The organism is Hufsiella ginkgonis, from assembly GCF_009834915.1.
In the GTDB taxonomy this organism is placed as follows: Bacteria; Bacteroidota; Bacteroidia; order Sphingobacteriales; family Sphingobacteriaceae; genus Hufsiella; species Hufsiella ginkgonis.
In genome coordinates this window covers 1,130,479-1,154,454 of sequence record NZ_WVHS01000001.1, presented here as the reverse complement: position 1 = coordinate 1,154,454, position 23,976 = coordinate 1,130,479, and the positions used below count along the sequence as shown (strand labels likewise).

The window sequence follows — 23,976 nt, the reverse complement described above, 5'->3', positions numbered from 1 at the left end:
TTTTATACCTATTTTCTCAATTCTTAACATTTCTGCCTCCGCCCGATAATCTTACCTTTGCGCATGGCTACGATCAAACCAGCTATCCCGAAAGGAACGCGCGATTTTTCACCGGAAGAAATGGTGAAACGCAATTACATTTTCGATACGATAAGGACTGTTTTTAAGAAATATGGATACCAGGAGATCCAAACTCCCACCATGGAGAACCTGGATACGCTGACAGGTAAATATGGCGACGAGGGCGACAAGCTGATCTTTAAGGTCCTCAACTCCGGGGATTTTTGGGCGGAAGCAGAACGCAGGAACCAAAAAGCCGGCAACCCCGAATGGAGTAGCAAAACACTGCTTCCCGCGGTTTCCGAAAAAGCTCTTCGATATGACCTCACAGTTCCTTTCGCCCGTTATGTGGTAATGCACCAGAACGACATCACCTTGCCTTTTAAGCGTTTCCAGGTACAGCCCGTGTGGCGTGCCGATCGTCCGCAAAAAGGCCGTTACCGCGAATTCTACCAGTGCGATGCCGATGTTGTAGGGTCAGAGAGCCTGTTGAACGAAGCGGAGTTCGTGCTTATTTACCAGGAAGCGCTGAGCAACCTCGGATTGAAAGATTTCACCATTAAGATTAATAACCGCAAGATCCTGTCCGGCATAGCCGAAATAATCGGCAAACCGGAGCTGATCGTCGACATGACGGTAGCCATCGATAAGCTCGACAAGGTCGGGCTGAACGGCGTGACAAAAGAACTGCTGGAACGCGGTTTTACGGAGGCCGATATCGAGCGGCTTAAGCCGGTGATCCTGCTCGAGGGCACGAACGGGTCGAAAATCGATCAGTTAAAGGCGGTACTTACCAGTTCCGAAACGGGGCTGAAAGGCATTGCCGAGCTCGAGCTGATACTCGAATATGTGAGCTTGTTTGAATCGCAAACCTCCAACGTAGAAGTCGACATTACCCTTGCCCGCGGTCTCAACTACTATACCGGCGCTATTTTCGAAGTAAAAACCAACGAAGTGCCTATGGGCAGTATCGGTGGCGGCGGCCGTTACGACGACCTTACCGGTATGTTCGGGTTAAAAGGCCTTACCGGGGTCGGCATTTCATTTGGCGCCGACCGCATTTACGATGTGCTGCAGGAGCTGGACCTTTTCCCGGAACGCACTTCGCTAACCACGCAGGTATTGTTCAGCAATTTCGATACGGAGGCGGAGAAGTTCGCGCTTCCGCTGCTCCGGAAGCTACGCAGCGAAGGTATTTCGGCCGAAGTATACCCGTCGCCCGCCAGGCTGAAAAAACAGCTGGGATATGCGGATGATAAGAAGATCCCCTACGTGGTGCTGATCGGCAGTGAGGAAATGCAGTCGGGGCTGCTATCAGTAAAGAACATGAAAACGGGTGAGCAGGCGAAGGTGAGGGCTGAACAGCTGTTCATGTATTTTAAACAGACGACAGACGCCGGTGTTTAATGCCGGACCGGTAACCATACCACCCATTCTGCGAATTCTCCTTCAACGGTGTTTAGGGTCAATTGCCCGCCATGGCCTTTCACAATGATATCGTAACTGAGCGACAGTCCCAGCCCTGTCCCTTCGCCGGTAGGCTTAGTGGTAAAAAAGGGCTGCATGATCTTGTCTTTAATGGCGTCGGGGATGCCAAGTCCGTTGTCGTAAACCCGGATCTCCAGGTGTTTTCCGGTGGCGGAAGTGGTTACTTTAACTACCGCATCGTAGTTTGCATCGCCGTCTTTTTTCTTTCCTACGGAGTAGAAAGCGTTATTAAACAGGTTCAGGAACACGCGTCCAAGGTCTTGCGGCGATACTTCGATCTTCGGCGCAGCCTCGTCCAGGTCTGTTTCCAGCCGTGCGTTAAAAGTCTTATTTTTCGAGCGGATACCGTGATAGCTCAACCGGAAATACTCTTCGGCAAGGGCATTCACATTCACAAGCTCCTTTTGGCCGCCGGCGCTTCTCGAGTGCTGGAGCATCCCTTTTACAATGCTGTCTGCCCGTTTACCGTGGTGGTTTATCTTATCTAAATTTTGTTTCAGGTCGTGGGCGATGGCGATCACCTCGTCCTTGTTCCCGGTTTCGGCCTCTTCCTGCAGCTCGTCGAGGAGCTCGATGCTTACTTCCGAGAAATTATTTACAAAATTAAGCGGGTTCTGTATCTCGTGGGCTATCCCGGCCGTAAGCTCTCCCAGCGAGGCCATTTTTTCTGATTGGATCAGCTGTGATTGCGTAGTCTGAAGGCTCACGAGCGATTCTTTGAGCGCTGCGGTGCGCTCCTGTACCTGCTGTTCCAGCTCGATCTTTTGCCGGGCGATAAGCTCGTTGCGCTCCTGCTCCTTTTCGCGGGCGAGGCGTTCCTTTTCGATCTCCTTCTGCGCATTTTCCTGGCGAAGCTTGCTGAATCGCAGGATCAGCGCCCAGGTAAAGATGAGCAGCAGCCAGCCTATGCAGAGGGCATTGAGCACCTGGTTCCACTTAGCCGCCCATAGGCTGAAGGGCCACCGCGGAAACACGCTGATAATGTGGCCCGCCAGGATCCAGAACGTAAGAGGCAGCACGCTGATCACATATTGCCGGGAGTTGGTGTCTTTCCTGGGAATAAAAAGCGCCAGCGTAACCGCCATACAGATCATCACTATAAAGGAAACCAGGCCGTATAATGTATTTCCGGGCGTTATCCAGCCGGGCTTAACCTGCGGAAGAACCAGGTTGGCCACCAGGTACAAAATCACCGGGAAGAAGCTCAGCGTAAACAGGAACTTGTCCCACCGTGGATAAAAACTACCCAGTTTTACAAAATGCCTGTTGGTTTGTATGAACGAAAAGAACTGGATCACGAAGAGGAAGATGAACCAGTAATGGGTAAACACCGGGTTCTCGCGGTAGGCAGGCATGAACAAGCCGTTGTAGATCCGCAGCCCGCCCGCCAGCAGCAGGATGCCATAAAAAAGATATACCCGTTCGCGGATCGAGTAAAAGAAGAACAGGTTAAGCACAACCGCGAAGAGCACGATACCCATCAGGAACGATTCCGTCATAAGGACCGACTCGCGGCCGGCGTTGTCAATGTAGGTATCGGCTATGACCTGGTCGGCAAACCTGAACATCGCAACCAGCCTGTTTGATTGACTGAAAGCGTAGTTGAAATGATTTTGTTCATAAATGCGCACCGTGCTTCCGGCGGGAACAGGCACTATCACCGCCGACATCTCCTTTAAACCGTCGCGCTGGCTATAGGGAACAATAGCGCCCGTGCGCATGGCGGTCCATGGTCCGTTGTTCACCGAGTAATAGACGGTTGCGTCTGTAGTCCCTTCGGGGATGGCGATCCGCGTATCCTTCGGGAGGGTACTTCGTAACTGGTATCGCTGCCAATAGGTGTTGATATCGAAGCTGAATCCTTTTTCGCTGGTATTGTTGAGGTGAAAACGGGTAGTGTTTACCGGGTCGTTTACCGTATTAATGGTGAGCTTCCCGCCTGGGTCGGCGAGCATTTGCCAGTTAGAATCGGGGAGGCGTACCACCCGGGCGGTGTCGGCCGTTAGCTGGTACGCCGGTGGCCAATGCTGCTGCGCGTAGCTGCCCGTACTTCCGGTAAACAAAAGGAAGAGCGCCGGTAGTTTCAGCAGGTGGTATAAAATCTTCATACGGAATAGGCAACGGCCTTCATTTTAGCCAATGCGGTTTTTGCCACCAGCACCGGGTCTTGCGTGTAATAGCTTTTATTAAATACCTCGAACGACAGTACCAGCGGCTTTTCCGGGTTCTTTAAGATGGTTAATATTTCTTTGATCGGGGCAATGCCGTCCCCCGGGTAAATGCGGTCGGGCTCGGAGATCTTGGCGGGCCCGATGCCGGCCGGGTAATCGTTAACGTGGAAGATCTCTAATGCGTTTTTCCCTACGCAGTGCAGGCTGCTGATGTTAGAGCCACCCTTGTATAAATGGAACACGTCCAGTAAGATCCTGGCGCTTTTACGCTCGCTGGCCGAGGCGGCATACAATACGTCACTTACCTTATTCATGTTCTTTGAGCCGCCCCACAGTTCCAGCTGGGGCGTCACGCCCAGTTGTTCGCCCAGGTTGAGGATGGCGGCGTAGCGTTCCGCGACCACGTTTAAAGGGATCAGCGGCAGTCCTGTAGCGCCAGACGGCGGCGCAGCTGTTCGTTTGCAGCCGATAGCGGCCAACATCTCCATTTCCCGGCGCAGCTGCGCAACAGCTTTTTCGCGCGTTGGCGCATCGTCTACCATCCAGCGGGCAAAGCCGATGGCGCTCTCGATGGTAAGCCCGAGGTCGCTGACGCGTTTTCGTGCCTCGGCCAGCGTACCACCTTGCTGAAGGTAAGCCTGTAAAGAGTCGATCCAGATCTCTACCGAACGGAAACCTGCCTTCGACGCCGTTTCCAGTTCCCTGGTGAAACCGAGGTTATGACCGCGGATGGTGCTCATGTTAAGCGAGAAGATAAACGGGGACATTTTAGGTTTGGCTGGCAATACCGATGCCGCCAGCGGTTCGTGTAAAACAGCGGCGGCGGTACCGAGGGTGAGCGACTTAAGAAGGTGACGTCGGGTGTGTGGCATGTAGTAAAAATAGGTTTTTTATCGCTATCAGATCTGCACCGTTCCGTTAAACACAAGAGTCTCGCCGTCTTTTATCAACGTATTCGGCGACAGGCGCAATCCTTCTGTATCCGACCAATTGTAGATGCCCTCTGTATTGATGAGTACCACATCCCCCGGGAAAAGATTTTTAACCAGCCTTTTTGCCTCGTCGACCCGGATAAAAACCCGGAACGTAACAGTACCGGTTTCGAATGTGAATCCGTCGATCACAGTTTTGCTGCGGGCGTTATACGTATAGCCAGTTACTACGCCCGCCACCGTTTTATTTACGAACTGCTTTTTGAGGCGCTGAACTTCCAGGTATCGCTGCGAGTAGGGAGGTGGCTCGCCATACCAGATCACCGTCCGGTCGCCGCGGATAGTACTGTCGGCAAATTGGTAATCCATAGCGCGTCCCCACCCGTATTTAGTGGTACCATTATGTAAGAAGGAAGTGTCGATCTGTCCCGATTCGCCTTCACGGTATGCCCGTCCTTTTACGTAAAACACCAGCGAGTCGCGGCCAAAAACGTTCATCGGCTTTGCGCCGGGCGCTTTAACAGAAAACTGGTAGAAACCCGTTTCCAAGTTGTTGCTGACCATGTTGCCCAACAGTTGCCTGGAAAACAGGCTGTCGGCGGCTACCTTAACGGGTTTGGGAAATATTACCCTGGAGAGCGGCGGCGGTGGCGGCGGCGGCGACTGTCCGTATGCGGAAACGCCGGTAAGCAACAGCATGCACAGCGCCGCGCACATCCCCGGGCGGATCGTTATTTTACCAGGCATCACTTTATTATCTCGATTTCGGTGCCGATGGCCACGTAGTTAAACAAGGTATCCAGGTGCGCGTTAGAGATCGCTACGCAGCCGTTTGTCCAGTCTTTAAGTTTACTCCGCCGGGCGCTCGTACTGTGGATCATGATATCTCCGCCGGGCTTGTACCCATTTCGCTTTGCGGTGCGGAGGTCGTTGGAATCAGGATACGAGATGCGGAAATTCTTGTAATATTGGGAAGTCCACATCTTCAGGTCGAGGGTATACCTGCCTTCAGGTGTGCGGCCGTCGCCCTCTCTTTGCTTATGGCCGATGGGGTTCCTTCCGAGGTTTACCGGGAACGTAAAAATGTTCTTGCCATCTCGCTGAACGTACAGCTTGCGGCTGCTTTTAACCACCACCACTTTCTCGGCGCGTGATAAACGGTAAAAAACATTTTTTGCCCTGGTGATGCTGTCCTGCCGGTTGCGGTATTGACGGATGCTGGCTAACAGGCTGTCGGGGTAACGGCGGACCGTGCGTTTGCCTTTGTTAATTTCGAGATAGTAATCGCCGCCGTAAAGCATGGGGAAGTATTGATGAAAACGGAGCGGTTTCCCCTGCTCGCTGAGAAGCACCTGGGCAGTATCTGCGCCCGGTTCGCGGTTGGCCGCCGTGGCGTGGTAAGCCGCGGGAATCAGCAGCAAGAAAAGTATTACAAGAAGTTTCATTCCCGATAAAGTTAACAAAGATTTGGTTCGCAAGGCGCTGCTGCAGGGTGCAGACCAGCCTTTCGTGAAAGTATTGTTACCATCCGCAATTATTAAAATTATTCACGACCTTCGGCCCAAATAGAAAATCCATATAGACAGATGCAAGGGAAAAAACGTGTGCTATTTTACCTGGTTGATGGTGCACATAGTGAGGTACTTCCTGAACTGTTGGAGAAAGGGCTTTTACCGAATATAAAACGGATCGTAGACGAGGGTACCATGAGAAAGGCCACCACTTGTTTTCCTTCTACCACGGGTTCGGCGTACCTGCCGTTCCTTACCGGGCATTTTCCGGGCAGTATGGGAGTTACCGGGATCCGCTGGTTCGACAAAAAAGAATTTAAACGTACCCGGCTCAATAAATACGCCATGCGCTCGTACTGCGGACCCGAAGCGGCCTGGTTTAATACCGACATGCCGGCGGAGAAAAAGACCCTCTTCGAGCTGCTCGGCGAAACTTATAACCTCAACAGCATGGTGACCCGTGGCGTAGCCGCCGAACGCGACCTGATGGCTAAAGGGAAAAGCAAGCTGTATATACGGGCGCATTTTTTCCAGGAACACCACAACGTGGATGAGGAAAGCCACCGCCGGCTGATGACGATGCTGCGATCAGGCAAGGATTTCGACTTTATATTTTTTGTGCTTCCAAGTGTCGACTGGGACTCGCACATGTTCGATGTACGTGATGAAAAAACGGTTGCCGCCTACCAGATCGCAGATAACAGTCTCGGCGAGGTACGCGGGGAACTGGAAAAGAAGGGCTGGTGGGACGATACCCTGTTCATCCTCACTTCCGACCACGGCCTTACCGCTACCCAACACCACCTCGATATTGGCGACTGGCTTACTGAAAACGGCCTGAAATGCCTCACCTACCCGGTGATATGGCGCCGCAAACCTAAATCGGTGGTAATGATCTCCGGGAACTCCTTTGGCAGCGTACACCTGCTTAACCATACAGGCGACCATGTGCTGCGCGAAACAGCGCTCAAGGCCCTGATGGGCGGGGAGCGTCTTACGAAATTCCTCAACGAGAAGGCGATCGACTTTATAGCCTACCGTGGCGACCAGGAAAACACCTTTATAGTCCAGAATAAAGACGGCCAGGGAACCGTAACCCACATCGACGGCAAATACGGCTACGATCCGGGAACTTCCGACCCGTTAAAGCTCGGCAAAGCGTTTGAAGTAGCGGGCCATCGCGAAGCATTGGAGGCTACTTTCGACAGCGAATACCCCGACTCGCTGGTGCAGATCACCCAGTTGTTTTCAAGCGTACGTGCCGGCGATTTCGTGGTGAGCGCCAGCATCGGCTACGATCTCCGCGATTTCTGGGAATACCCGGAGCACAAAGGCTCACACGGATCGCTGCATAAATCGCATATCCACGTGCCGCTTATTTACAACCAGAAAAACTGGAAAACACACCAGGTGCGCACCGCCGACGTATTCAGCACTATCTTACAATGGAAAGGGATCACCGGCATCCCTTCGGAAGGAGAAAGTTTGATCGATGGCGATTAAGGACGATAAACAGGACGTTAAGTCTATCTTTAACAAGAACATGATCATTAAGGGCAGCTTGTGGCTGGCCCTGATCACCATCGCTACCCTGGCGGTAGTGTTCTTTTATAGTAACGGGGGAAAATCCCTTAACGCACTCGCCCATATTTCATGGAAATATATGCTGATCTGCGGCGTAATGCTGTTGGCAGATATGATGCTGGGCAGCTTGCGGAACCATATTTATATCCGTAAGCTCAATCCCGAATTATCACATTGGGTAAGCTTTAGGGCCAATGTGGCCAACGTATTTATGGGGGCCGTTACACCGGCCCATGGCGGCGCAGGTCCGGCGCAGGTGTATGTATACACCAGCAACGGGGTAAGCTTTGTCGACGCATTTGCCGTTAGCCTCATCAACTGGGGAGCTACCCTGGTTTTTATGCCGTTGGCGGGATTTGCGGCTATTATGCTGATGGATACCAGCGCGGTAAGCGGCATTATTCCGGGGATGCTTAAATATGGCTTCGGGTTCTTTTTTATTTTCCTGCTGGTGTTCCTGCTGGCATTTTATAGGCCGGTACTAATGGGCGACCTTATCAGGAAGCTTGCGCGCGGGTTAGGCAACCTCTTCCCGGCGCGGAAAGAAAAACTGCTCGCCTGGGCCGAAAAATCGTATACCAGTATCGCCACTTACCAGCAAACCTGCGTGGTGATCATCCGTAAACACCCGTTCCTTTTTCCGCTGAGCCTGCTGATCACTACCGTGCTTTACCTCAATAAGTATGTGCTGCAATACGTGATCCTGCTTGGGCTGGGCATTAACGCCAACTTGGCGCAGGTGATCTCGGTACAGGTGCTCATCCAGTTTATGATCTATTTTGCACCAAGTCCCGGTGGAAGCGGTTTTGCCGAAGTGGGCATTTCGGTATTGTTCGGAAAGATGGTGCCGGGCGCGCTGCTTCCGGTGTTTACGCTGCTGCAGCGCTCGTTCCTGCTGTTCTTTCCTTCCATGATCGGGGCATATGTAGTGATCAGTTTGCTGAAAAGACAGGCGGGACGGGGGTTGGACGTTAAACGTTAGACGTCCAAACCGGCCGGCAGTCATCCAAGGCGGAGCGAAAGCATGAAGGACCCGGAACAAACGACTAAACAACTTAAGAACACGGCAGGAGAAGCTCTTCTCCACGCCTTGACGTTGCACGTTTCCTATCCCGCTGTTACAAGGTGTGGCTAAATGCCCGGACGTCAAACGTATAACATAAAACGTACAACCTTTTTTCCAAGTAATATCCGGAACTTTCATTAGTTTTGAATATTGGTGTGTTGTACATGAAGAAACTTTTACTCCTATTTTTAACGTTGCTGTCGGGTGGTGTGTTTGCGCAGGATGCTGCAACGCAGAAAAAATCCGGGTATAAATTCACATTGCCCGCCGGCGTTACCACCCGGGATTATCGTCCGGGGATACTCATCGTAAAGTTTAAGCCGGTAACCACCTCCGGAGCCAAGGTGCAAAACACACCGGCGACACCGCAGATCAGGCTTACCGGTGCCCAGGTGGTTTCGGTTACCCGCAAGTTTCCGGCCGAAACGGTTTCCGGCGGCGCGGCCACTATTTCTAAAGCTGCGGCCGACAATGGCCTCGACCGGATCTATGAAGTGAAGTTCACCGGTGGTAAGATTGAAGACCTGGTGAACGAGCTGCTGCTCGACCCGCGGATTGAATACGCCGAGCCCGATTATGTTTACCATGTAAATTACGACCCCAGCGACCCGCGGTTCGCTACCAACCAGGCATACCTCACCGTAGTAAAAGCCCCGGAAGCGTGGAACCTGATCAGGAGCTCATCGAATATCGTGATCGGCATCGTCGATTCGGGTTCTGACCTCACCCACCAGGACCTCGCCGCTAACATCTATACCAATACCGCCGACCCTGTAAATGGGGTGGACGACGACCGTGATGGTTACATCGACAATTTTAAGGGGTGGGACCTGGTTGGAAACTCGGGCAGCAACATCAGGGAAGACAATGACCCCGCCGTTAAAAGTGACAGTACCAGCCACGGCGTGCACGTAAGCGGCATCGCGGGTGCCGTTACCGATAATGGCATCGGCGTAGCCAGCATTTCCTTTAACCCGAAATTGCTGATCGTTAAATGCGGCGCGGATAACAACGGTTCATCCATCTACCGGGGTTATGACGGTATTAAGTACGCTGCCGACCATGGCGCTAAGATCATTAACTGCTCCTGGGGCGGGCCCGGCGGCGGTTCGTACGGCCTCGATATCATTAATTATGCCCTGGCGAAAGATTGCCTGATCATTGCGGCCGCCGGGAACGACAATACTACCACCCCAGATTACCCATCGGCTTATCCCGGCGTTTTCGCCGTGGCCAATACCACCAATACGGACGTGAAGAGCGGCTCCTCTAATTACGGTCCGCACGTGGCCTTATCGGCACCGGGTACATCGATCTTTAATACTTATTATAACAGTACCTACACAAGCCTTACCGGTACCTCTATGTCGTCGCCGATGGTTGCCGCCGCCGCCGCCCTCCTGAAATCGTACGTTCCGTCACTTACCATGCAGCAGGTCGGCGAGCGCCTGAGGGCCACCGCAGATAATATCGATGCCAAAAACCCCAATTATGCAGGCATGCTGGGTAAGGGGAGGTTGAACGTGTATAGGGCGTTAACGGAATCGCCGCCCTCTATCCGCTACCAGAAAATTACGCTCGCCGATAAAAGCAACGGGAACATCCCGGCAGGCGATACTGTAACGCTGTATTTTAACCTCAAAAACTTCCTTTCGCCGGTAACTAACCTGCAGGTAAAACTGTCGAGCGCCAATTCAAACGTAACGGTTACCGGTGCCGACCAAACGGTGGCCTCGTTGGTTACAGACGGTACCGCCAATAACGTGGGCCCGTTTAAAGTATACATTAAGCCAACTACGCCCGATAACAGTACGGTTATTTTTAAGCTGCAGTATACGGCCAATGGCGGTGCGTACACGGAATCAGAAACCTTTACCACTACCGTGAACCTCGATTACCTGAATATCCAGGTAAATAAGGTGTGGACTACCATGACCAGTAACGGCCGTGTAGGGTACAGTCGCCCTTCGGCCACCAATGGCCAGGGGTTTATTTACAATAACCAGAACTTGTTGTACGAAGCCTCGCTCATGATCGGTACCTCGGCTAACAAGCTTTCAGATAATGCGCGGATTTCAACCAATACTTTCAACGACCATTTTGTGAAACGGGTAAGGGCTACCAAATCAGCCACCACTACGGCTGCGTTCGAAGGTGCCTCGGAGTTCGATGACAGCGGGAATCCCTCCCCGCTGAATATTTACGTAAAACACCGCCAGGTCGCCTACGCCGCAGTGCCGGATGACAAGTATACGATCGTTGAATATGAGATCTTTAACACCACCACCGCAGATATGAGCGGCGTATATGCGGGTCTCCTCACAGACTTTGATATCGATGGCGGAAGCACAGACGTGACCAAGTACGATGCGAATACCCGGCTGGCGTACGTTTTCAAGAAGACGGGCTCGTTTCCCTATGCCGGTATAAAGCTGCTGAACGCTGCGCCCACCCCGCTTTATTACCCGATGACGTACATGCTTTCAGGCGATCCGCTGGCAGACGATAACTTTAGTGCTGCGGAGAAATTTACCACGCTGTCGTCCGGTATCAAGGCTTCCGGTCTCGGTGAGTCTTCAAACGGATACGACGTACAATTTGTAAGCGGCTACGGGCCGTTAAAGATCCCCGCTAAAGGTTCTGTAAAAATAGCGTTCGCGTTTATGGCCGGTGATAACCTGGCCGATATCCAGGCCAGCGCCGCCGCCGCCCAGGCTAAGTATATCAGTATCTCACCGGAAGAGCCGCCCATTGCCAACACATTGGTGCTGAGCCAGAATTTTCCTAACCCGGTGACGGAGAAAACGACGGTTGAGTTTTCTATCCCCGAAGGCGGACAGGTGTCGGTAGCGCTTTATGACCTCGTGGGCCGGAAAGTGAAAACCTACCTTAACGAATTTCTTGCCGCCGGCGTGCATACGCTGAACATCAGCTCATTCGACCTGCAAAACGGGATCTACATGTACAAGATCAAATACCGCGGGGAAGAAAAGGCGCTGAAGATGATGGTAGCGAAATAGGTAATCAGTTATCGCCCGCTATTCAAAGAAACACTCCCTGCACCTTGGCTCATAGCTGTCTTTTTCGCCCAGCAGGATAGTGGCTTCACTGGCAGACGTACGGTACGAATAAGTGGCGGGGCTACCGCATCGTACACAAATAGCATGCACCTTACTTACCTCCTCGGCAATAGACATAAGCGCAGGCATCGGCCCGAACGGCCTGCCCTGGAAATCCATATCTAAGCCTGCCACCACCACGCGGATACCATTGTTAGCCAGCCTTACACACACATCGGGGAGCTCCGCATCAAAGAACTGGGCCTCATCAATGCCCACCACCTGCGTGTTGGCGCCCAGCAGCAGGATAGAAGAGGAATTTTCTACCGGGGTGCTCTGGATCGAGTTCATGTTGTGCGATACCACGGCAACTTCGTCGTAACGCGTATCGGTGCGCGGCTTAAAGATCTCGACATTCAGCCGGGCAATTTGCGCGCGGCGTAAACGGCGGATAAGTTCTTCGGTTTTGCCCGAAAACATAGACCCGCAGATGACTTCGATACTGCCGGTAGGACGTTCCCGTTTTATAAAGGTATGTTCACTGAATAGCATTTTCTTAGGCTTGGGCTTGCCGGGCAATATCAGAATTAAATCCTATTTTTGACAAGCGACTTACCAACATCCTGCGCAACTAGCTGTTACCTGCTTTATGATGAATACCAAAGAGATAATCAAAAAGATTGGTGTAATTATTTCTGAGCTGCATGATCAGCAAAAATTCCTCGCCGAAAATCCCGAAAGCCTGAACGAGTTCGAGCTCGAACTTTTAAGAGCGAATACTCACTTTCTAAACGACCATATCGAGATCCTTCACCGGTTTAGCCAGGCGGCGCCGGTTCCCCCAACCCCGGCCGTCCAGCCTCCTTCGCCTGTGGCGGAAAGCGAAAAACCCGCGCATCCAGCGGCAGCGGAAAAGGAGGAGCCGGTGCAGGAAGCAGCCGTTGAAGAAGAGCAGCAACCCTCGCGGGAATGGGTATTCGAGCCAATTAAGGAAAGCCTTAAAACCGATGCGGAACCAGGGCAGGGCGAGGAACCGGAAAGTGCCGCAGAAGCGCCCGGGACGGTTACCCGCCATTTCCTGGATGCGGAACCGATAGAAGACGGGGACCCTGAAGAAGCGCCTGACGGAGCCATTGGGGATAGCGCGCCCGAAGAAGCCGCAACTGAGCCGGAAGAAGAGGATGAAACAGCGGATGAGCCCGTGGAGCCGCCGCAACGCGAAGAAAACCTTGAAGAAGCACAACCGGGATCCGCTAACGAGCCGGAACCGGTAGATCCAGCACCAGTTAAGGCGCCGGAACCCGTGGCAGAAGAAAAAGCGCCTGAGCCGGCGCCCGCAATTGCCGGGCCGGTAGTGCACGAGGTAGTGATCCGTGAAAGAACGGTAGCCATAGATACGCTCCCCGGGCCCGCTGAAGCCCCTGCAAAAGCGCCCACTATTAATGAGCTGTTATCGGCCGGGCTAAAAACATCGGCTACTGCGGCCCAGTATACACAGCCGGTAAGCGACATTAAGTCGGCGGTGAACCTGAACGACAAGCTGCTCTTTATTAAAGACCTGTTTAACGGCTATAGTCTCGCTTACAGCGAAGCGATGGATATGGCCAACCGGGCGGGAAGTTATGACGCCGCGGTGAAGTTCCTGGAAGCCAACTATGGCGGGAAAAATCAATGGTCGGCGAAACAGGCTACCGTTGATAAGTTGTACGCGATCATTACCCGGCGTTTTTCGTAGGGAGACCTCAGAGTACGCCCATCCGGTTCGAATCCAGCTTGAGCATAATAAAAAGCAGGATGGTGAACGCCCATAACGACGACCCTCCGTAGCTGATGAGCGGCAGCGGAATACCGATAACGGGTACCAGCCCGATCGTCATCCCGATGTTGATGAAAAAATGGAAGAAAATGACGGAGGCCACACCATAAGCATAGATCCGCGTAAATGCCGATCGCTGGCGCTCGGCGATGAATATAATACGCATCAGCAGGAACACGTACAGCCCCATTACCACAAAACAGCCCGCGAAGCCCCACTCTTCGCCGATCGTGCAAAAAATGAAGTCGGTACTTTGTTCAGGCACGAAATCGTAACGCGTTTGCGTTCCCTGCATATAGCCTTTCCCCCAAAGCTGGCCTGAGCCAATGGCGATCTTCGACTGGTTGAGGTTGTATCCCTCGTTGCGCGGGTCGTTTATTTTCCCGAGGATGACATCGATGCGTTTCCGGTGATGCGGCTGAAGTACGTTGGTGTACGCAAAGTCGACACAAAACACATAGCCGATGGATAGGGCCGTCCCGATAATGAGCCGCATCCTCAGCACTCTCGCCCTCTTAAACTGGTAAAACAGGAACGCCGCCAACGCCACTACCCCGCCCAGTACAAAAAACTTATTGTATAATAAAGTGAGTACGAATAAAACAATGGCCACCAGCTCGGCCACCAGGAAATAGCCTGGTAACCCTTCGCGGTAAAGCACAAAAATAAGCGAGGTGAATACCAGCGCCGAGCCCACATCCGGCTGGCGAAGGATCAGGACCACCGGTACGATAATGATGGCGGCGCACGAAAGCTGCGTTTTAAGGTCCTGCACCTTGGTGGTGCTGGCGCTCAGGTAACGGGCCAGCAACAGGCAGGTGGCGAACTTGGCGAACTCTGAGGGCTGCAAACCAAAGGAGCCAATGGAGATCCACGCCTGGTTACCGCCAATATTCCGGCCGATGAGCAGCACCAGTACGAGCATAAAGATGGTGATGCCGTAAAAAATGGGAGAGGCGGCATTAAAGAACTTACTGTCGAGCAGGAGGATCACGAGGCCGATCACCATCGACGAAATAATGAATATGAACTGTCTCCCATAGCTGGTGCGGGAATCGAACAAGTCGGGGTGCAGCGGGTCGAACACCGCCGAATGAATATTTAGCAGCCCGATAGACATCAGCGCAAAGATGAGCAATACGGTCACCCAATCTACATTAAAAAAAAGGCTGCGCTGGTTATTCACGTCAACGGGTTTTGGCGGTTACGGTTTTTAATCCTTTGCGAATGCTGTCTCTTACAAGGCTATCGCTGTTGGCGGGCTTAGCATTTTTGGCCGGTACACCCTTTAGTGCTGGCATCAGGTTCGCCTGTTTCATCCAATCTACTTCAGATTTCGGCCTGGAGATGTTGCCGGTAAGGTATAATTCTACCAGGTAACTGGCGATCGGCGCCGCGTACGACGAGCCGTACCCGGCATTTTCTACCACCACCGCAATGGCGATCTTCGGGTTATCGCGCGGCGCGAAGGCCACGAATACCGAGTGATTTTTACCGCGGTTGTTTTGTACCGTGCCTGTTTTGCCGCACATAATAATGTTGGGGATCCTAACGGCTGCTGCGGTGCCGCTTTCTACTACCTGCTGCATCCCGTTAATTACCGGCTCAAAATGCCGTGCGTCTATCCCGGCATTGTGTCTTACCCTGAATTCGGGCTTAACGATCTCCTTTTCGCCGATCGACTTAATAAGATGCGGCGTATAATAGTATCCCCGGTTGGCAATAACGCACTCGATATTGGCCAACTGTAGGGGAGTAGCCAGCAGTTCGCCCTGCCCTATGGCCAGCGACATCACCGAACTGGCCCTCCACCGGTTCTTACCGAAAACCTTGTCATAGTGCTCATCGGTTGGCACATTTCCTTTTCTTTCAAAAGGGAGGTCGACATTCAGCTTGTCGCCGAGACCAAAAGCGGCTACACGTTTACGCCAGTCGATAAACGAATTACGCGTGCTCTTAGGCCCGTTCTTATTGATCAGCTTCTCGAACGTGTTACAGAAATAGGTATTGCACGACATTTTAATGGCCTTGGTCATGTCCGTAGTGCCGTCGGTATGTTCGCAGGCTACCCGGTGATTACCGGCCATATAATATCCCGGGCAAAAAAAAGTGGTAGAGGGAGTGATCAATCCTTCCTGTAAGGCAATTAATGCGTCGAGCGGCTTGAAAGACGAACCCGGGGAATACCAGGCGCCCACCGGTCGTACCAGGAGGGGTTTATATGGGTCTTTATTTAATGCGGCTACATGCTTTCCGCGGTCGTGTCCTACCATTAGATTAGGATCGTACGAGGGGCTGCTCACAAAAGCCAGGATCTCGCCCGTTGCCGGTTCGATGGCCACAATACTGCCCACCTTATTGGCCATGAGCTGCTCCCCGAGTTTCTGGATACGGAGATCGAGAGAGGATTTGAGGCGGTCGCCCGCAACCGCGGCGGTATCGTATTTACCTTCTGCAAAAATACCCTTGGGGCGGCCGCGTGCATCTACCAGTACGTTTTCCACGCCGCGCTGGCCGCGAAGCAGTTCTTCGTACGACTTCTCCACGCCCGCGATCCCAATAAAATCGCCGGGGCGATAGTATCCCCCGAACTTTTCTATAATGGCCTGGTTAGCTTCAAGCGTATAGCCAAGGAAGTGCGCCGCCACCGAATCCGGGTAGGCCCTCACCGTTCTGCTCTGTTTAAAGAAACCCGGGTAGTCGGATAGCTTTTCCTGGATGGCGGCAAAGTCACGTGCCGAGATCAATTTCTCGAAAGGGGAGGCCAGGTTGGGGGAGTACGTCCGCGCCTTTTTCATTCGCTTGTCAAAGCCTTCTTTGTCGATGTTGAGCAACCGGCAGAACTCAAGCGTATCAAACGCTTTTACTTCCCGGGGGATCACCATAATGTCGTAAACGGGCTCGTTCTGCGCAAGCGGCTTACCCGTACGGTCCATGATAGAACCCCGGGCGGGGAACTTGATCACCCGCCGCAACACGTTGTTCTTGCCGGAAAGCACATAGCTGTCATCTATCACCTGGATATAGAACAGCCGCGAAAGCAGCAACAGCGTTACCACGATGAATATGGACTGCACCACGAACCGCCTCGCAAAAAAACTATTCATTACCGCGCCTTCTTTGTAGAGAATATGAATTCGTATACCAGGATCAATACTATAGTAAACGCAGAGCTTAGCAGGATCCGCGTGATGGTATATTGAATTTCATCAAAATTAAAGGTTTCGAGAAGGAAAAGTGTGGTATGGTGAAAGATTGTAAGTACAAACGTGTAGAAAAAGAACCACCGGAAGTTCATAACGGCGAGATTAGGCTCTGGCTCATTGTCAAACCCCTCGCGCTGCACGGTAATACTGATAAAGATCACCCGCACCATGGCCAGTACGGTACACGCCGCGGCATTTACGCCGGCGGTATCATAAAAAGCGTCGACCGTACAACCGGTAATAAAAGCAAGGACGAAGAGCAGCCAATTGGGAATACCGAATGGCAGCAGCATAATGAACAGGATATAGAGGAACGGCGTAGCCAGGTTATAATACCCCATATTCTTTAACAGGAACACCTGGAAAAACAGGAGTGCCATAAAGCGTATCATATTTATGAGGATCACCCGGCTCATTTCACCTTGTTATTTTCTGCTTCCAGTTGTTTTTGCTCTGCGGCGAACAGGTTATTCACCACGTACACGTATTCGAGCGTAGCAAAGTTTGTAGACAGCTTTACTTCGATGTCCCAGAAACTGCCTCCGCTGTTGCGGTTTATGCGTTTAACGGTGCCGATGGGATGCCCTGCGGGGAACAGCGTAGACTGCGAGGTGGTTACCACCTTTTGCCCCGGTTTAACGATAATGTGGTTGGGAATATCCTGGAGGATGGCGATGGTCGGGTCTGAATTGCCAATTCCCCAGATCAGCGATCCGAACGCGTTAGTACCGGCTACGGTGGCGCTGACGTGCGTTTCGCTGTTCAGGAGCGAGGAGATGGTAGCATAGCGCTCATTTACGTTACGTATAATGCCTACTACGCCGTTGGCGGTAACCACGCCCATGTCTTTGCCAATTCCATGTCGCGTTCCGCGGTCGATGGTCAAGAAGTTGTCCTTCTGGTTCACCGAGTTGTTTACCACCCGGGCCACGATATAGGTGTATTGCTGTTTGGTGAGGGTGTCTTTTACGGTGCGCTGCGTAACCGAGTCGTAATAGAAGGACGTTTTAAGCTGCTGCCGCAGGGCTGCGTTCTCTGCTGCCAGCAGGTCCGCTTTTTCTTTGAGGTTCAGGTAGCTTTTATAGCCGTTGATGCGCGCATACGCCTCGCCCACTACGGTAGCCGACGAGTTGATGAAAGTAGCATGCTGGTAGGAGTTGTTCTTTACCACCATCGTAACCGAACACACGAAAAAAATAATAAAGAAAAAAAATGCGCTGTACTTGCTGAGGAAAATCCAAAGGTTACGCATAATCTTGTGGCTATCAGCAGTCAGCTATCAGTCTTCAGCTCTGTTTCGGCGCCTTAACGGGGCTGATAGCTGGTGGCTGGTAGCTGATAGCTCCTTATTGCATCAAAAATTTAAAGTTCCCGATGTTCTTCAGCGCGATGCCGGTACCGCGAACTACGGCGCGAAGCGGATCTTCGGCAACATGTACCGGGAGTTTCGTTTTTGCGGCTACACGCTTGTCCAGTCCGCGCAGCAAAGCGCCGCCGCCGGTAAGGTAAATACCGGTTTGGTAAATATCTGCGGAAAGCTCCGGAGGTGTGATCTCGAGCGCTTTCAGGATCGCTTCTTCGATCTTGGAAATGGACTTATCCAGGCAATGAGCGATCTCTGTATAAGAAACCGTGATCTGTTTGGGCACGCCGGTCATCAGGTCGCGGCCCTGTACGGCGAAATCTGCCGGCGGGTCGGGAAGCTCAGGCAGCGCAGCCCCAACTTCGATCTTGATCTTTTCGGCAGTACGCTCACCGATCATGATGTTATGCTGGCGGCGGATATACTGAACGATGTCGCTGTCGAAATTGTCTCCCGCTACGCGGATAGATTGGTCGCAAACAATCCCCGAAAGGGCGATTACCGCGATCTCGGTGGTCCCTCCGCCGATATCGATGATCATGTTGCCCATCGGCTCTTCCACGTCGATGCCGATCCCTACGGCAGCAGCCATCGGCTCGTGGATAAGGTAAACTTCTTTGGCGCCGGCGATCTCCGCGGAGTCGCGCACGGCACGTTTTTCCACTTCAGTGATACCGGAAGGGATACAGATCACCATCCGCAGCGACGGGAAAAACCAGCCTTTGCCGTTGTTGATCATGCGGATCATTCCCCGGATCATGTGCTCGGCGGCGTTAAAGTCGGCAATTACCCCGTCCTTTAGCGGCCGCACCGTGCGGATGTTCTCGTGGGTCTTACCCTCCATCTGCATGGCTTGCCTGCCGATGGCGATCACCTTGTTGGTGGTACGGTCAAACGCCACTATCGAGGGCTCATCCACCACCACTTTATCGTTATGTATAATGAGGGTATTTGCAGTACCCAGATCGATTGCTATTTCCTGTGTGAACCAGTTAAATAATCCCATCAAATATGGAGTTTAAATGTGTGTAAAAAAAAGTATGCAAAGGTACTTTAAAGTAATCAGTAATCAGTAATGAGTTGTCAGTTTTTCGGGATCTGGGTAACATTTGAAGTGAATGGGCTAAACATAAAGTTGCTTGTATGAGAATAGAAGCTGGCGATTTGCAGGTACTGATCACTGATTACTGATCACTGAAAACTAGTGTTTAAAATGCCTCACCCCCGTCGTCACCATCGCCACATTTTTTTTGTTCGCCATGTCGATAGATAGCTGGTCTTTGATAGAACCGCCGGGTTGTAATATTACCGTGATGCCGGCATCGGCGGCGATCTCCACGCAGTCTGGGAACGGGAAAAAGGCATCGGAAGCCATTACCGATCCGTCAAGCTTAAAGCCAAAGGACCCGGCCTTAACGATGGCTTGTTTCAGCGCGTCTACCCGGGAGGTTTGTCCCACGCCGCTTGCCAGCAGCTGCCCGTTCTTTACCAGCACGATGGTGTTCGATTTGGTGTGTTTTACGATCTTGTTCGCGAAAAAGAGGTCGTTAAGTTCTTCCGGTGTCGGTTTGCGATCGGTAACCGGTGTCATCAGCCCGGGGCCTTCGATGGTATTGTCTTTATCCTGCTCGATCACGCCGTTCAGCAGCGTTTTAAAGTGTTTCGCCGGGAGGCTGGTTTGCCGGCGCACGAGGATGATGCGGTTTTTCTTCCCGGCAAAGGTGGCAATGGCCTCCGGGGTGTAGGAGGGCGCGATAAGCACTTCGAAAAAGAGCTTATTGATCTCGGGCGCAGTTTCGTTATCAACCTCGCCGTTGCAGATCAGCACGCCGCCGAATGCGGAAACCGGGTCGCAGGCAAGCGCGTCTTTCCAGGCATCGAGGAGGTTGGCGCGGGAAGCCACGCCGCAGGCGTTGGTATGTTTTAATATCGCGAAAGTTGGCTCTGTGAACTCATCGATCAGCGCCACGGCGGCATCTACGTCGACCAGGTTGTTGTAAGAAAGCCCTTTACCGGACAGCTGTTTGAACATGGCGTCGAGGTCGCCGTAGAATATGCCCTGCTGGTGCGGGTTTTCGCCGTAACGAAGCACGGTGGTTTTTTCCTCGCTTTGCTTGAACACCCGGATGGGCTCTTCCTGGTTAAAGTAGTTGAATATGGCAGTGTCGTAGTGCGACGATACATGGAACGCCTTTTTGGCAAAAGCCTTGCGGTGCGCCAACATGGTATAACCCGCATTTTCTTCCAGGATCTGCTGAAGCGGCTGGTAATCGTCTTTGGAGGCGATGATCACCACATCTTTAAAGTTTTTAGCCGCAGCGCGGATGAGCGAAATGCCGCCGATGTCGATCTTCTCGATGATCTCCTGTTCCGTACCGCCCGCTTTTACGGTTTCTTCGAACGGATACAGGTCTACGATCACCAGGTCGATCTCCGGGATCTCGTATTCTGCAATCTGCGCCTTGTCGGTCTCCAGTCCGCGGCGTGTAAGAATCCCCCCGAAAACTTTCGGATGCAGGGTTTTTACCCGCCCGCCCAGGATAGAGGGATAGCCGGTAAGGTCCTCTACCGCTACTACGCCGATCCCCAGGTCGCGGATGAATTTTTCCGTTCCGCCCGTTGAATATAACGTTACCCCGAAGCTATGCAGCTGACGGATCAGCGGCTCGAGATTATCTTTGTAATAGACAGATATTAAGGCGTTTTTGATTTTAACGGGCTGACTCATGCGGGGTGAAATTTTTGAAGGTGCAAAGGTATGATTTTTTCACAAGCTCTTCATCCTCTTCAGCAAGCTTTCTACTACCTTAGGATAGTGAAGATGTTCCAGTTGCTGACCCTTGAACTTGATCATTTCCAGGTCGTCGCCTTTGTTAATGCGGAACCGCGATTGGTGAATGATTTCACCTTCGTCGAAATGCTCGTTCACAAAGTGGATGGTGATGCCCGATTCTTCTTCCTCATTGGCCAGTACCGCTTTATGCACGTGGTCGCCATACATGCCTTTGCCTCCGTACTTGGGCAGCAGCGCCGGGTGAATGTTGATGATCTTGTTGGGAAATGCTTTTAGCAGGTTCTCCGGGATAAGCCACATAAAGCCTGCTAGCACGATAATATCTACCTGCAGGTTCATGAGCAGGTTCACCACATCTGCCGTGTGGTAGAATTCGTGGCGGGTAAACACGTGGCTGGGGATCTCGAAATTGTCTGCGCGCTGCAGCACGTAGGCCTCCGGGTTGTTGGTAAGGACGATAGATACCTCGGCATCATGACTCCTTTTAAAGTGCTCCATGATCCGCTGAGCATTCGAGCCCGATCCGGAAGCAAAAATGGCAATACGTTTTTTCAAAGCGGGAACCTGGTTGGATGTGTAACAAAGATACCGAATCGCGGGGAAAATACTTTAGTAATCAGTAATCAGTAATCAGTAATCAGTGATCAGTGATCAGTGATCAGTTTACTGTGCGGCGCTTTACAGGAAGTAATCCCTGATAATTAAAACTGAAAGCTGATTGTTATGTTGTTAGTTGTCAGGCGCGAATACCGGCTTACATTAAATCCTGCCGGAACTGATCACTGATCACTGAAAACTGACTACCTCCCATGAAACCCAAAGAATATCCTTTTTACCTTAAGAGCACCGTGGTGTTATTCGGGTTGACCCTTTTGTCGTATGCCCTGCTTAACCTGAAGGATATCTTGTCGCCGATCGCGTTTTCGCTGATCATCGCCATCCTGCTGAACCCGTTGGTGAATCGTTTCCAGAAAAAAATGCCGCGCGCGCTTGCCATCGCCGCATCGATGCTCATCGCGCTGGTTATCGTATCGGGCGTGATCTATTTCCTGTCGTCGCAGATCGCGCATTTCAGCGATGCATTTCCGCTGCTCAAGGCAAAATTCACGACGGTGCTTGACGATACCCGGAAATTATTGCAGCGCGATTTCGGAGTTTCGTTCGAGAAACAGCAGCAGCTCATCAGCGACGCCATTAACAGCGGCAGCGCGATGGTAGGTCATACCCTTGGTTCCGCGCTTGGTACGCTCGCGCTGGTTTTCCTGGTGCCGGTATATGTGTTCATGTTCCTGTTATATAAACCGCTCGTGCTGAATTTCCTGTACGAGGTGTTTGCAGACGAGCATGAGAAAAAAGTAGCCGAGGTGCTCAGCCAAACCAAAATGGCCATTCAAAGCTACATGGTGGGGCTCCTGCTCGAGGCGCTCATCGTAGCGGTGATGAACTCTGCCGCGTTGCTGATCCTGGGCGTGGAATATGCCGTGCTGCTAGGGGTGATCGGTGCGCTGCTCAATATGCTGCCTTATATTGGCGGGCTTATCGCCATCGCCCTGCCGGTGCTGATGGCTACGGTTACCAAAGACGGTTATTCCACCCAGCTGGGCGTGATCGGTGCCTACATGCTCATCCAATTTATCGATAATAATATTCTGGTACCGCGCATCGTATCGTCGAAAGTACAGATCAACGCACTTATTTCTATCATCAGCGTGCTGCTTGGCGGTGCGTTATGGGGCATTGCCGGGATGTTTCTCACCATCCCGTTCGTGGCTATTCTCAAGATCATTTTCGACCGGGTAGATGAACTTAAGCCATGGGGAAAACTGCTGGGCGACGAAATCCCCACCAAGCGCCGGAACCCCTTCAGGCGAAAAGCCAAAAAAGCGCCCCCCGAAAAAGCCGTTTCAGAAAAAGTGGTCGAAAAAGTAGCAGGCAAATAGGCTCCTGTAACCTACCGGGACGGACAACCCGGTCTTAGATTAACTGCACCGAAGCGTTCCTGTAAGCGGCAAGCTGTTTATCCTGCGGGTCGAGCTCTGTAACCAGCGCCGACACCTGGTTAAGCCCGCATACTTTCATGGGCTGTACCGAGTCGAGCTTCTCAGAAATGCTCAGGATCACGGAGCGGTTGGCCGACTTGATCATCGCTTTCTTTACCTGTACGATCTCCCAGTCGGAATCGGTAATGCCCTTACCGGCCGAGACGCCATTGGTGCCCAGGAAACAGATATCTACCTGGATCTCGTGTAAAAAGCTCACGGTTTGTGAGCCGATGTTCACCTGCGAGTTTTTCGACAGCTGGCCGCCTACCAGGATCACTTCCGCACCCGCATGCTCGTTAAGCTCCAGCGCTACCAGCGGGCTGATGGTGAAAAACGTAACGCGCAGGTCGTCGGGGACCATACGGGCCAGCTCGATCATGGTGGTGCCGCCTGCCGTGAGGATCACCATTCCATCCTTTATCATGCCGAGAGCTTTGCGGGCCACTTCCTTTTTCGAGTCGAGCGCATAGGTTTCACTATCCCGGAAAGGAAAATGGAACGACCGGGACAAAGCCCCTCCGTGTACTTTTAATACTTTGCCGGTTTCTGCAAGTTCGTTAAGGTCGCGCCTTACCGTGTCTTCCGATACGTTAAGCTGTTGGCTCAGGTCAGAAGAGAGTACCTTATTATGAAGGTTTACCTGTTTTATAATAAAAGCGTGGCGTTCTTTCTTTAAAAGGTTGACCGTTGGGGTAAGCATCGGAGATTTGGTTTGTTTATGTTTGAATGATAAAGTTGCGGTTTTTTGCGGGATTTAAAAATATTATTGCGAGAGTTTGCGCTTTTTAAAAATAAACTATATAACTTTAGCTTATCCATCCGGTGTTCGGTCGTGTTAGCGTAACGTACCATGCGGTTGGACGCGGCTTTGCTTACTCAATCCA

General features: G+C 52.1%; 19 protein-coding genes. 6 read left to right on the top strand and 13 right to left on the bottom strand.

Annotated features, from left to right (window positions below):
- Positions 1-63 precede the first annotated feature (63 nt).
- Positions 64-1,467: a histidine--tRNA ligase gene (gene hisS / locus GS398_RS04815; RefSeq protein ID WP_160905570.1), complete on the top strand. Its 1,404-nt coding sequence runs from the start codon at positions 64-66 to the stop codon at positions 1,465-1,467.
- On the opposite strand, the gene GS398_RS04810 is transcribed toward hisS, so the two are convergent.
- Genes GS398_RS04810 through GS398_RS04795 form a run of 4 tightly spaced genes read right to left on the bottom strand, consistent with a single transcriptional unit; the run spans position 1,464 to position 6,096 of the window.
- Positions 1,464-3,656 (bottom strand): sensor histidine kinase, encoded by a 2,193-nt coding sequence (locus tag GS398_RS04810; RefSeq protein WP_160905569.1) that lies wholly within the window; start codon positions 3,654-3,656, stop codon positions 1,464-1,466. The two genes, hisS and GS398_RS04810, sit on opposite strands and share 4 nt — an antisense overlap.
- A complete protein-coding gene (locus GS398_RS04805) occupies positions 3,653-4,591 on the bottom strand; it encodes a sugar phosphate isomerase/epimerase family protein (protein ID WP_160905568.1) in 939 nt (312 codons plus the stop codon). The genes GS398_RS04810 and GS398_RS04805 overlap by 4 nt, the downstream gene beginning before the upstream one ends.
- A gap of 27 nt (positions 4,592-4,618) precedes the next feature.
- Entirely contained in the window at positions 4,619-5,398 is a 780-nt protein-coding gene (locus tag GS398_RS04800; protein WP_160905567.1) for a hypothetical protein, read from the bottom strand.
- Positions 5,398-6,096, bottom strand: a complete 699-nt coding sequence (locus GS398_RS04795; protein WP_202405952.1) for a L,D-transpeptidase family protein — start codon at positions 6,094-6,096, stop codon at positions 5,398-5,400. Before GS398_RS04795 ends, GS398_RS04800 begins: the two co-directional genes overlap by 1 nt.
- Before the next feature lie 141 nt (positions 6,097-6,237).
- Here GS398_RS04795 and GS398_RS04790 point away from each other — a divergent pair, with 141 nt between their 5' ends.
- The 3 genes from GS398_RS04790 to GS398_RS04780 all read left to right on the top strand — a co-directional run bounded on the left by GS398_RS04790 (position 6,238) and on the right by GS398_RS04780 (position 11,832).
- Positions 6,238-7,665, top strand: a complete 1,428-nt coding sequence (locus GS398_RS04790; RefSeq protein ID WP_160905566.1) for an alkaline phosphatase family protein — start codon at positions 6,238-6,240, stop codon at positions 7,663-7,665.
- On the top strand, positions 7,655-8,728 hold the full coding sequence (locus GS398_RS04785; protein ID WP_160905565.1) for a lysylphosphatidylglycerol synthase transmembrane domain-containing protein: 1,074 nt from the start codon (positions 7,655-7,657) through the stop codon (positions 8,726-8,728). The genes GS398_RS04790 and GS398_RS04785 overlap by 11 nt, the downstream gene beginning before the upstream one ends.
- A gap of 248 nt (positions 8,729-8,976) precedes the next feature.
- Complete coding sequence (locus tag GS398_RS04780; protein ID WP_160905564.1) at positions 8,977-11,832, top strand: S8 family serine peptidase; 2,856 nt, start codon at positions 8,977-8,979, stop codon at positions 11,830-11,832.
- An 18-nt stretch (positions 11,833-11,850) separates the two neighbouring features.
- Here GS398_RS04780 and GS398_RS04775 read toward each other — a convergent pair whose 3' ends face one another.
- On the bottom strand, positions 11,851-12,423 hold the full coding sequence (locus GS398_RS04775) for a thymidine kinase (RefSeq protein WP_160905563.1): 573 nt from the start codon (positions 12,421-12,423) through the stop codon (positions 11,851-11,853).
- A 97-nt stretch (positions 12,424-12,520) separates the two neighbouring features.
- Here GS398_RS04775 and GS398_RS04770 point away from each other — a divergent pair, with 97 nt between their 5' ends.
- A complete protein-coding gene (locus tag GS398_RS04770) occupies positions 12,521-13,606 on the top strand; it encodes a DUF8457 domain-containing protein (RefSeq protein ID WP_160905562.1) in 1,086 nt (361 codons plus the stop codon).
- A 7-nt stretch (positions 13,607-13,613) separates the two neighbouring features.
- Here the strand turns inward: GS398_RS04770 and rodA are convergent, their stop codons facing one another.
- From rodA to purN, 7 genes are all read right to left on the bottom strand, one after another.
- Positions 13,614-14,873, bottom strand: a complete 1,260-nt coding sequence (rodA, locus tag GS398_RS04765) for a rod shape-determining protein RodA (protein WP_160905561.1) — start codon at positions 14,871-14,873, stop codon at positions 13,614-13,616.
- A 1-nt stretch (position 14,874) separates the two neighbouring features.
- Complete coding sequence (mrdA, locus tag GS398_RS04760) at positions 14,875-16,794, bottom strand: penicillin-binding protein 2 (RefSeq protein ID WP_160905560.1); 1,920 nt, start codon at positions 16,792-16,794, stop codon at positions 14,875-14,877.
- Positions 16,794-17,273 (bottom strand): rod shape-determining protein MreD, encoded by a 480-nt coding sequence (gene mreD / locus GS398_RS04755; protein ID WP_369410224.1) that lies wholly within the window; start codon positions 17,271-17,273, stop codon positions 16,794-16,796. The genes mrdA and mreD overlap by 1 nt, the downstream gene beginning before the upstream one ends.
- Positions 17,274-17,305: 32 nt before the next feature.
- A complete protein-coding gene (mreC, locus tag GS398_RS04750; protein WP_160905558.1) occupies positions 17,306-18,145 on the bottom strand; it encodes a rod shape-determining protein MreC in 840 nt (279 codons plus the stop codon).
- Positions 18,146-18,239: 94 nt separating this feature from the next.
- Entirely contained in the window at positions 18,240-19,262 is a 1,023-nt protein-coding gene (locus GS398_RS04745) for a rod shape-determining protein (RefSeq protein WP_160905557.1), read from the bottom strand.
- Positions 19,263-19,457: 195 nt separating this feature from the next.
- The gene (gene purH, locus GS398_RS04740; protein ID WP_160905556.1) at positions 19,458-20,984 is read right to left on the bottom strand and encodes a bifunctional phosphoribosylaminoimidazolecarboxamide formyltransferase/IMP cyclohydrolase; all 1,527 of its coding nucleotides are present in this window, start codon (positions 20,982-20,984) and stop codon (positions 19,458-19,460) included.
- A gap of 39 nt (positions 20,985-21,023) precedes the next feature.
- Positions 21,024-21,605, bottom strand: a complete 582-nt coding sequence (gene purN, locus GS398_RS04735; RefSeq protein WP_160905555.1) for a phosphoribosylglycinamide formyltransferase — start codon at positions 21,603-21,605, stop codon at positions 21,024-21,026.
- A 254-nt stretch (positions 21,606-21,859) separates the two neighbouring features.
- Here purN and GS398_RS04730 point away from each other — a divergent pair, with 254 nt between their 5' ends.
- Positions 21,860-22,990, top strand: a complete 1,131-nt coding sequence (locus GS398_RS04730; protein ID WP_160905554.1) for an AI-2E family transporter — start codon at positions 21,860-21,862, stop codon at positions 22,988-22,990.
- A gap of 34 nt (positions 22,991-23,024) precedes the next feature.
- On the opposite strand, the gene GS398_RS04725 is transcribed toward GS398_RS04730, so the two are convergent.
- Positions 23,025-23,792 carry a DeoR/GlpR family DNA-binding transcription regulator gene (locus tag GS398_RS04725; RefSeq protein WP_160905553.1) on the bottom strand — a complete coding sequence of 256 codons (768 nt, stop codon included), beginning with the start codon at positions 23,790-23,792 and terminating at the stop codon, positions 23,025-23,027.
- Positions 23,793-23,976: the final 184 nt, after the last annotated feature.

Excerpts from the sequence above, each read along its gene's own strand:
- hisS (WP_160905570.1), top strand. The coding sequence starts at position 64 with ATGGCTACGATCAAACCAGCTATCCCGAAAGGAACGCGCGATTTTTCA.
- GS398_RS04810 (WP_160905569.1), bottom strand. The coding sequence starts at position 3,656 with ATGAAGATTTTATACCACCTGCTGAAACTACCGGCGCTCTTCCTTTTG.
- GS398_RS04805 (WP_160905568.1), bottom strand. The coding sequence starts at position 4,591 with ATGCCACACACCCGACGTCACCTTCTTAAGTCGCTCACCCTCGGTACC.
- GS398_RS04800 (WP_160905567.1), bottom strand. The coding sequence starts at position 5,398 with ATGCCTGGTAAAATAACGATCCGCCCGGGGATGTGCGCGGCGCTGTGC.
- GS398_RS04795 (WP_202405952.1), bottom strand. The coding sequence starts at position 6,096 with ATGAAACTTCTTGTAATACTTTTCTTGCTGCTGATTCCCGCGGCTTAC.
- GS398_RS04790 (WP_160905566.1), top strand. The coding sequence starts at position 6,238 with ATGCAAGGGAAAAAACGTGTGCTATTTTACCTGGTTGATGGTGCACAT.
- GS398_RS04785 (WP_160905565.1), top strand. The coding sequence starts at position 7,655 with ATGGCGATTAAGGACGATAAACAGGACGTTAAGTCTATCTTTAACAAG.
- GS398_RS04780 (WP_160905564.1), top strand. The coding sequence starts at position 8,977 with ATGAAGAAACTTTTACTCCTATTTTTAACGTTGCTGTCGGGTGGTGTG.
- GS398_RS04775 (WP_160905563.1), bottom strand. The coding sequence starts at position 12,423 with ATGCTATTCAGTGAACATACCTTTATAAAACGGGAACGTCCTACCGGC.
- GS398_RS04770 (WP_160905562.1), top strand. The coding sequence starts at position 12,521 with ATGATGAATACCAAAGAGATAATCAAAAAGATTGGTGTAATTATTTCT.
- mrdA (WP_160905560.1), bottom strand. The coding sequence starts at position 16,794 with ATGAATAGTTTTTTTGCGAGGCGGTTCGTGGTGCAGTCCATATTCATC.
- mreD (WP_369410224.1), bottom strand. The coding sequence starts at position 17,273 with ATGGCACTCCTGTTTTTCCAGGTGTTCCTGTTAAAGAATATGGGGTAT.
- mreC (WP_160905558.1), bottom strand. The coding sequence starts at position 18,145 with ATGCGTAACCTTTGGATTTTCCTCAGCAAGTACAGCGCATTTTTTTTC.
- GS398_RS04745 (WP_160905557.1), bottom strand. The coding sequence starts at position 19,262 with ATGGGATTATTTAACTGGTTCACACAGGAAATAGCAATCGATCTGGGT.
- purH (WP_160905556.1), bottom strand. The coding sequence starts at position 20,984 with ATGAGTCAGCCCGTTAAAATCAAAAACGCCTTAATATCTGTCTATTAC.
- GS398_RS04730 (WP_160905554.1), top strand. The coding sequence starts at position 21,860 with ATGAAACCCAAAGAATATCCTTTTTACCTTAAGAGCACCGTGGTGTTA.
- GS398_RS04725 (WP_160905553.1), bottom strand. The coding sequence starts at position 23,792 with ATGCTTACCCCAACGGTCAACCTTTTAAAGAAAGAACGCCACGCTTTT.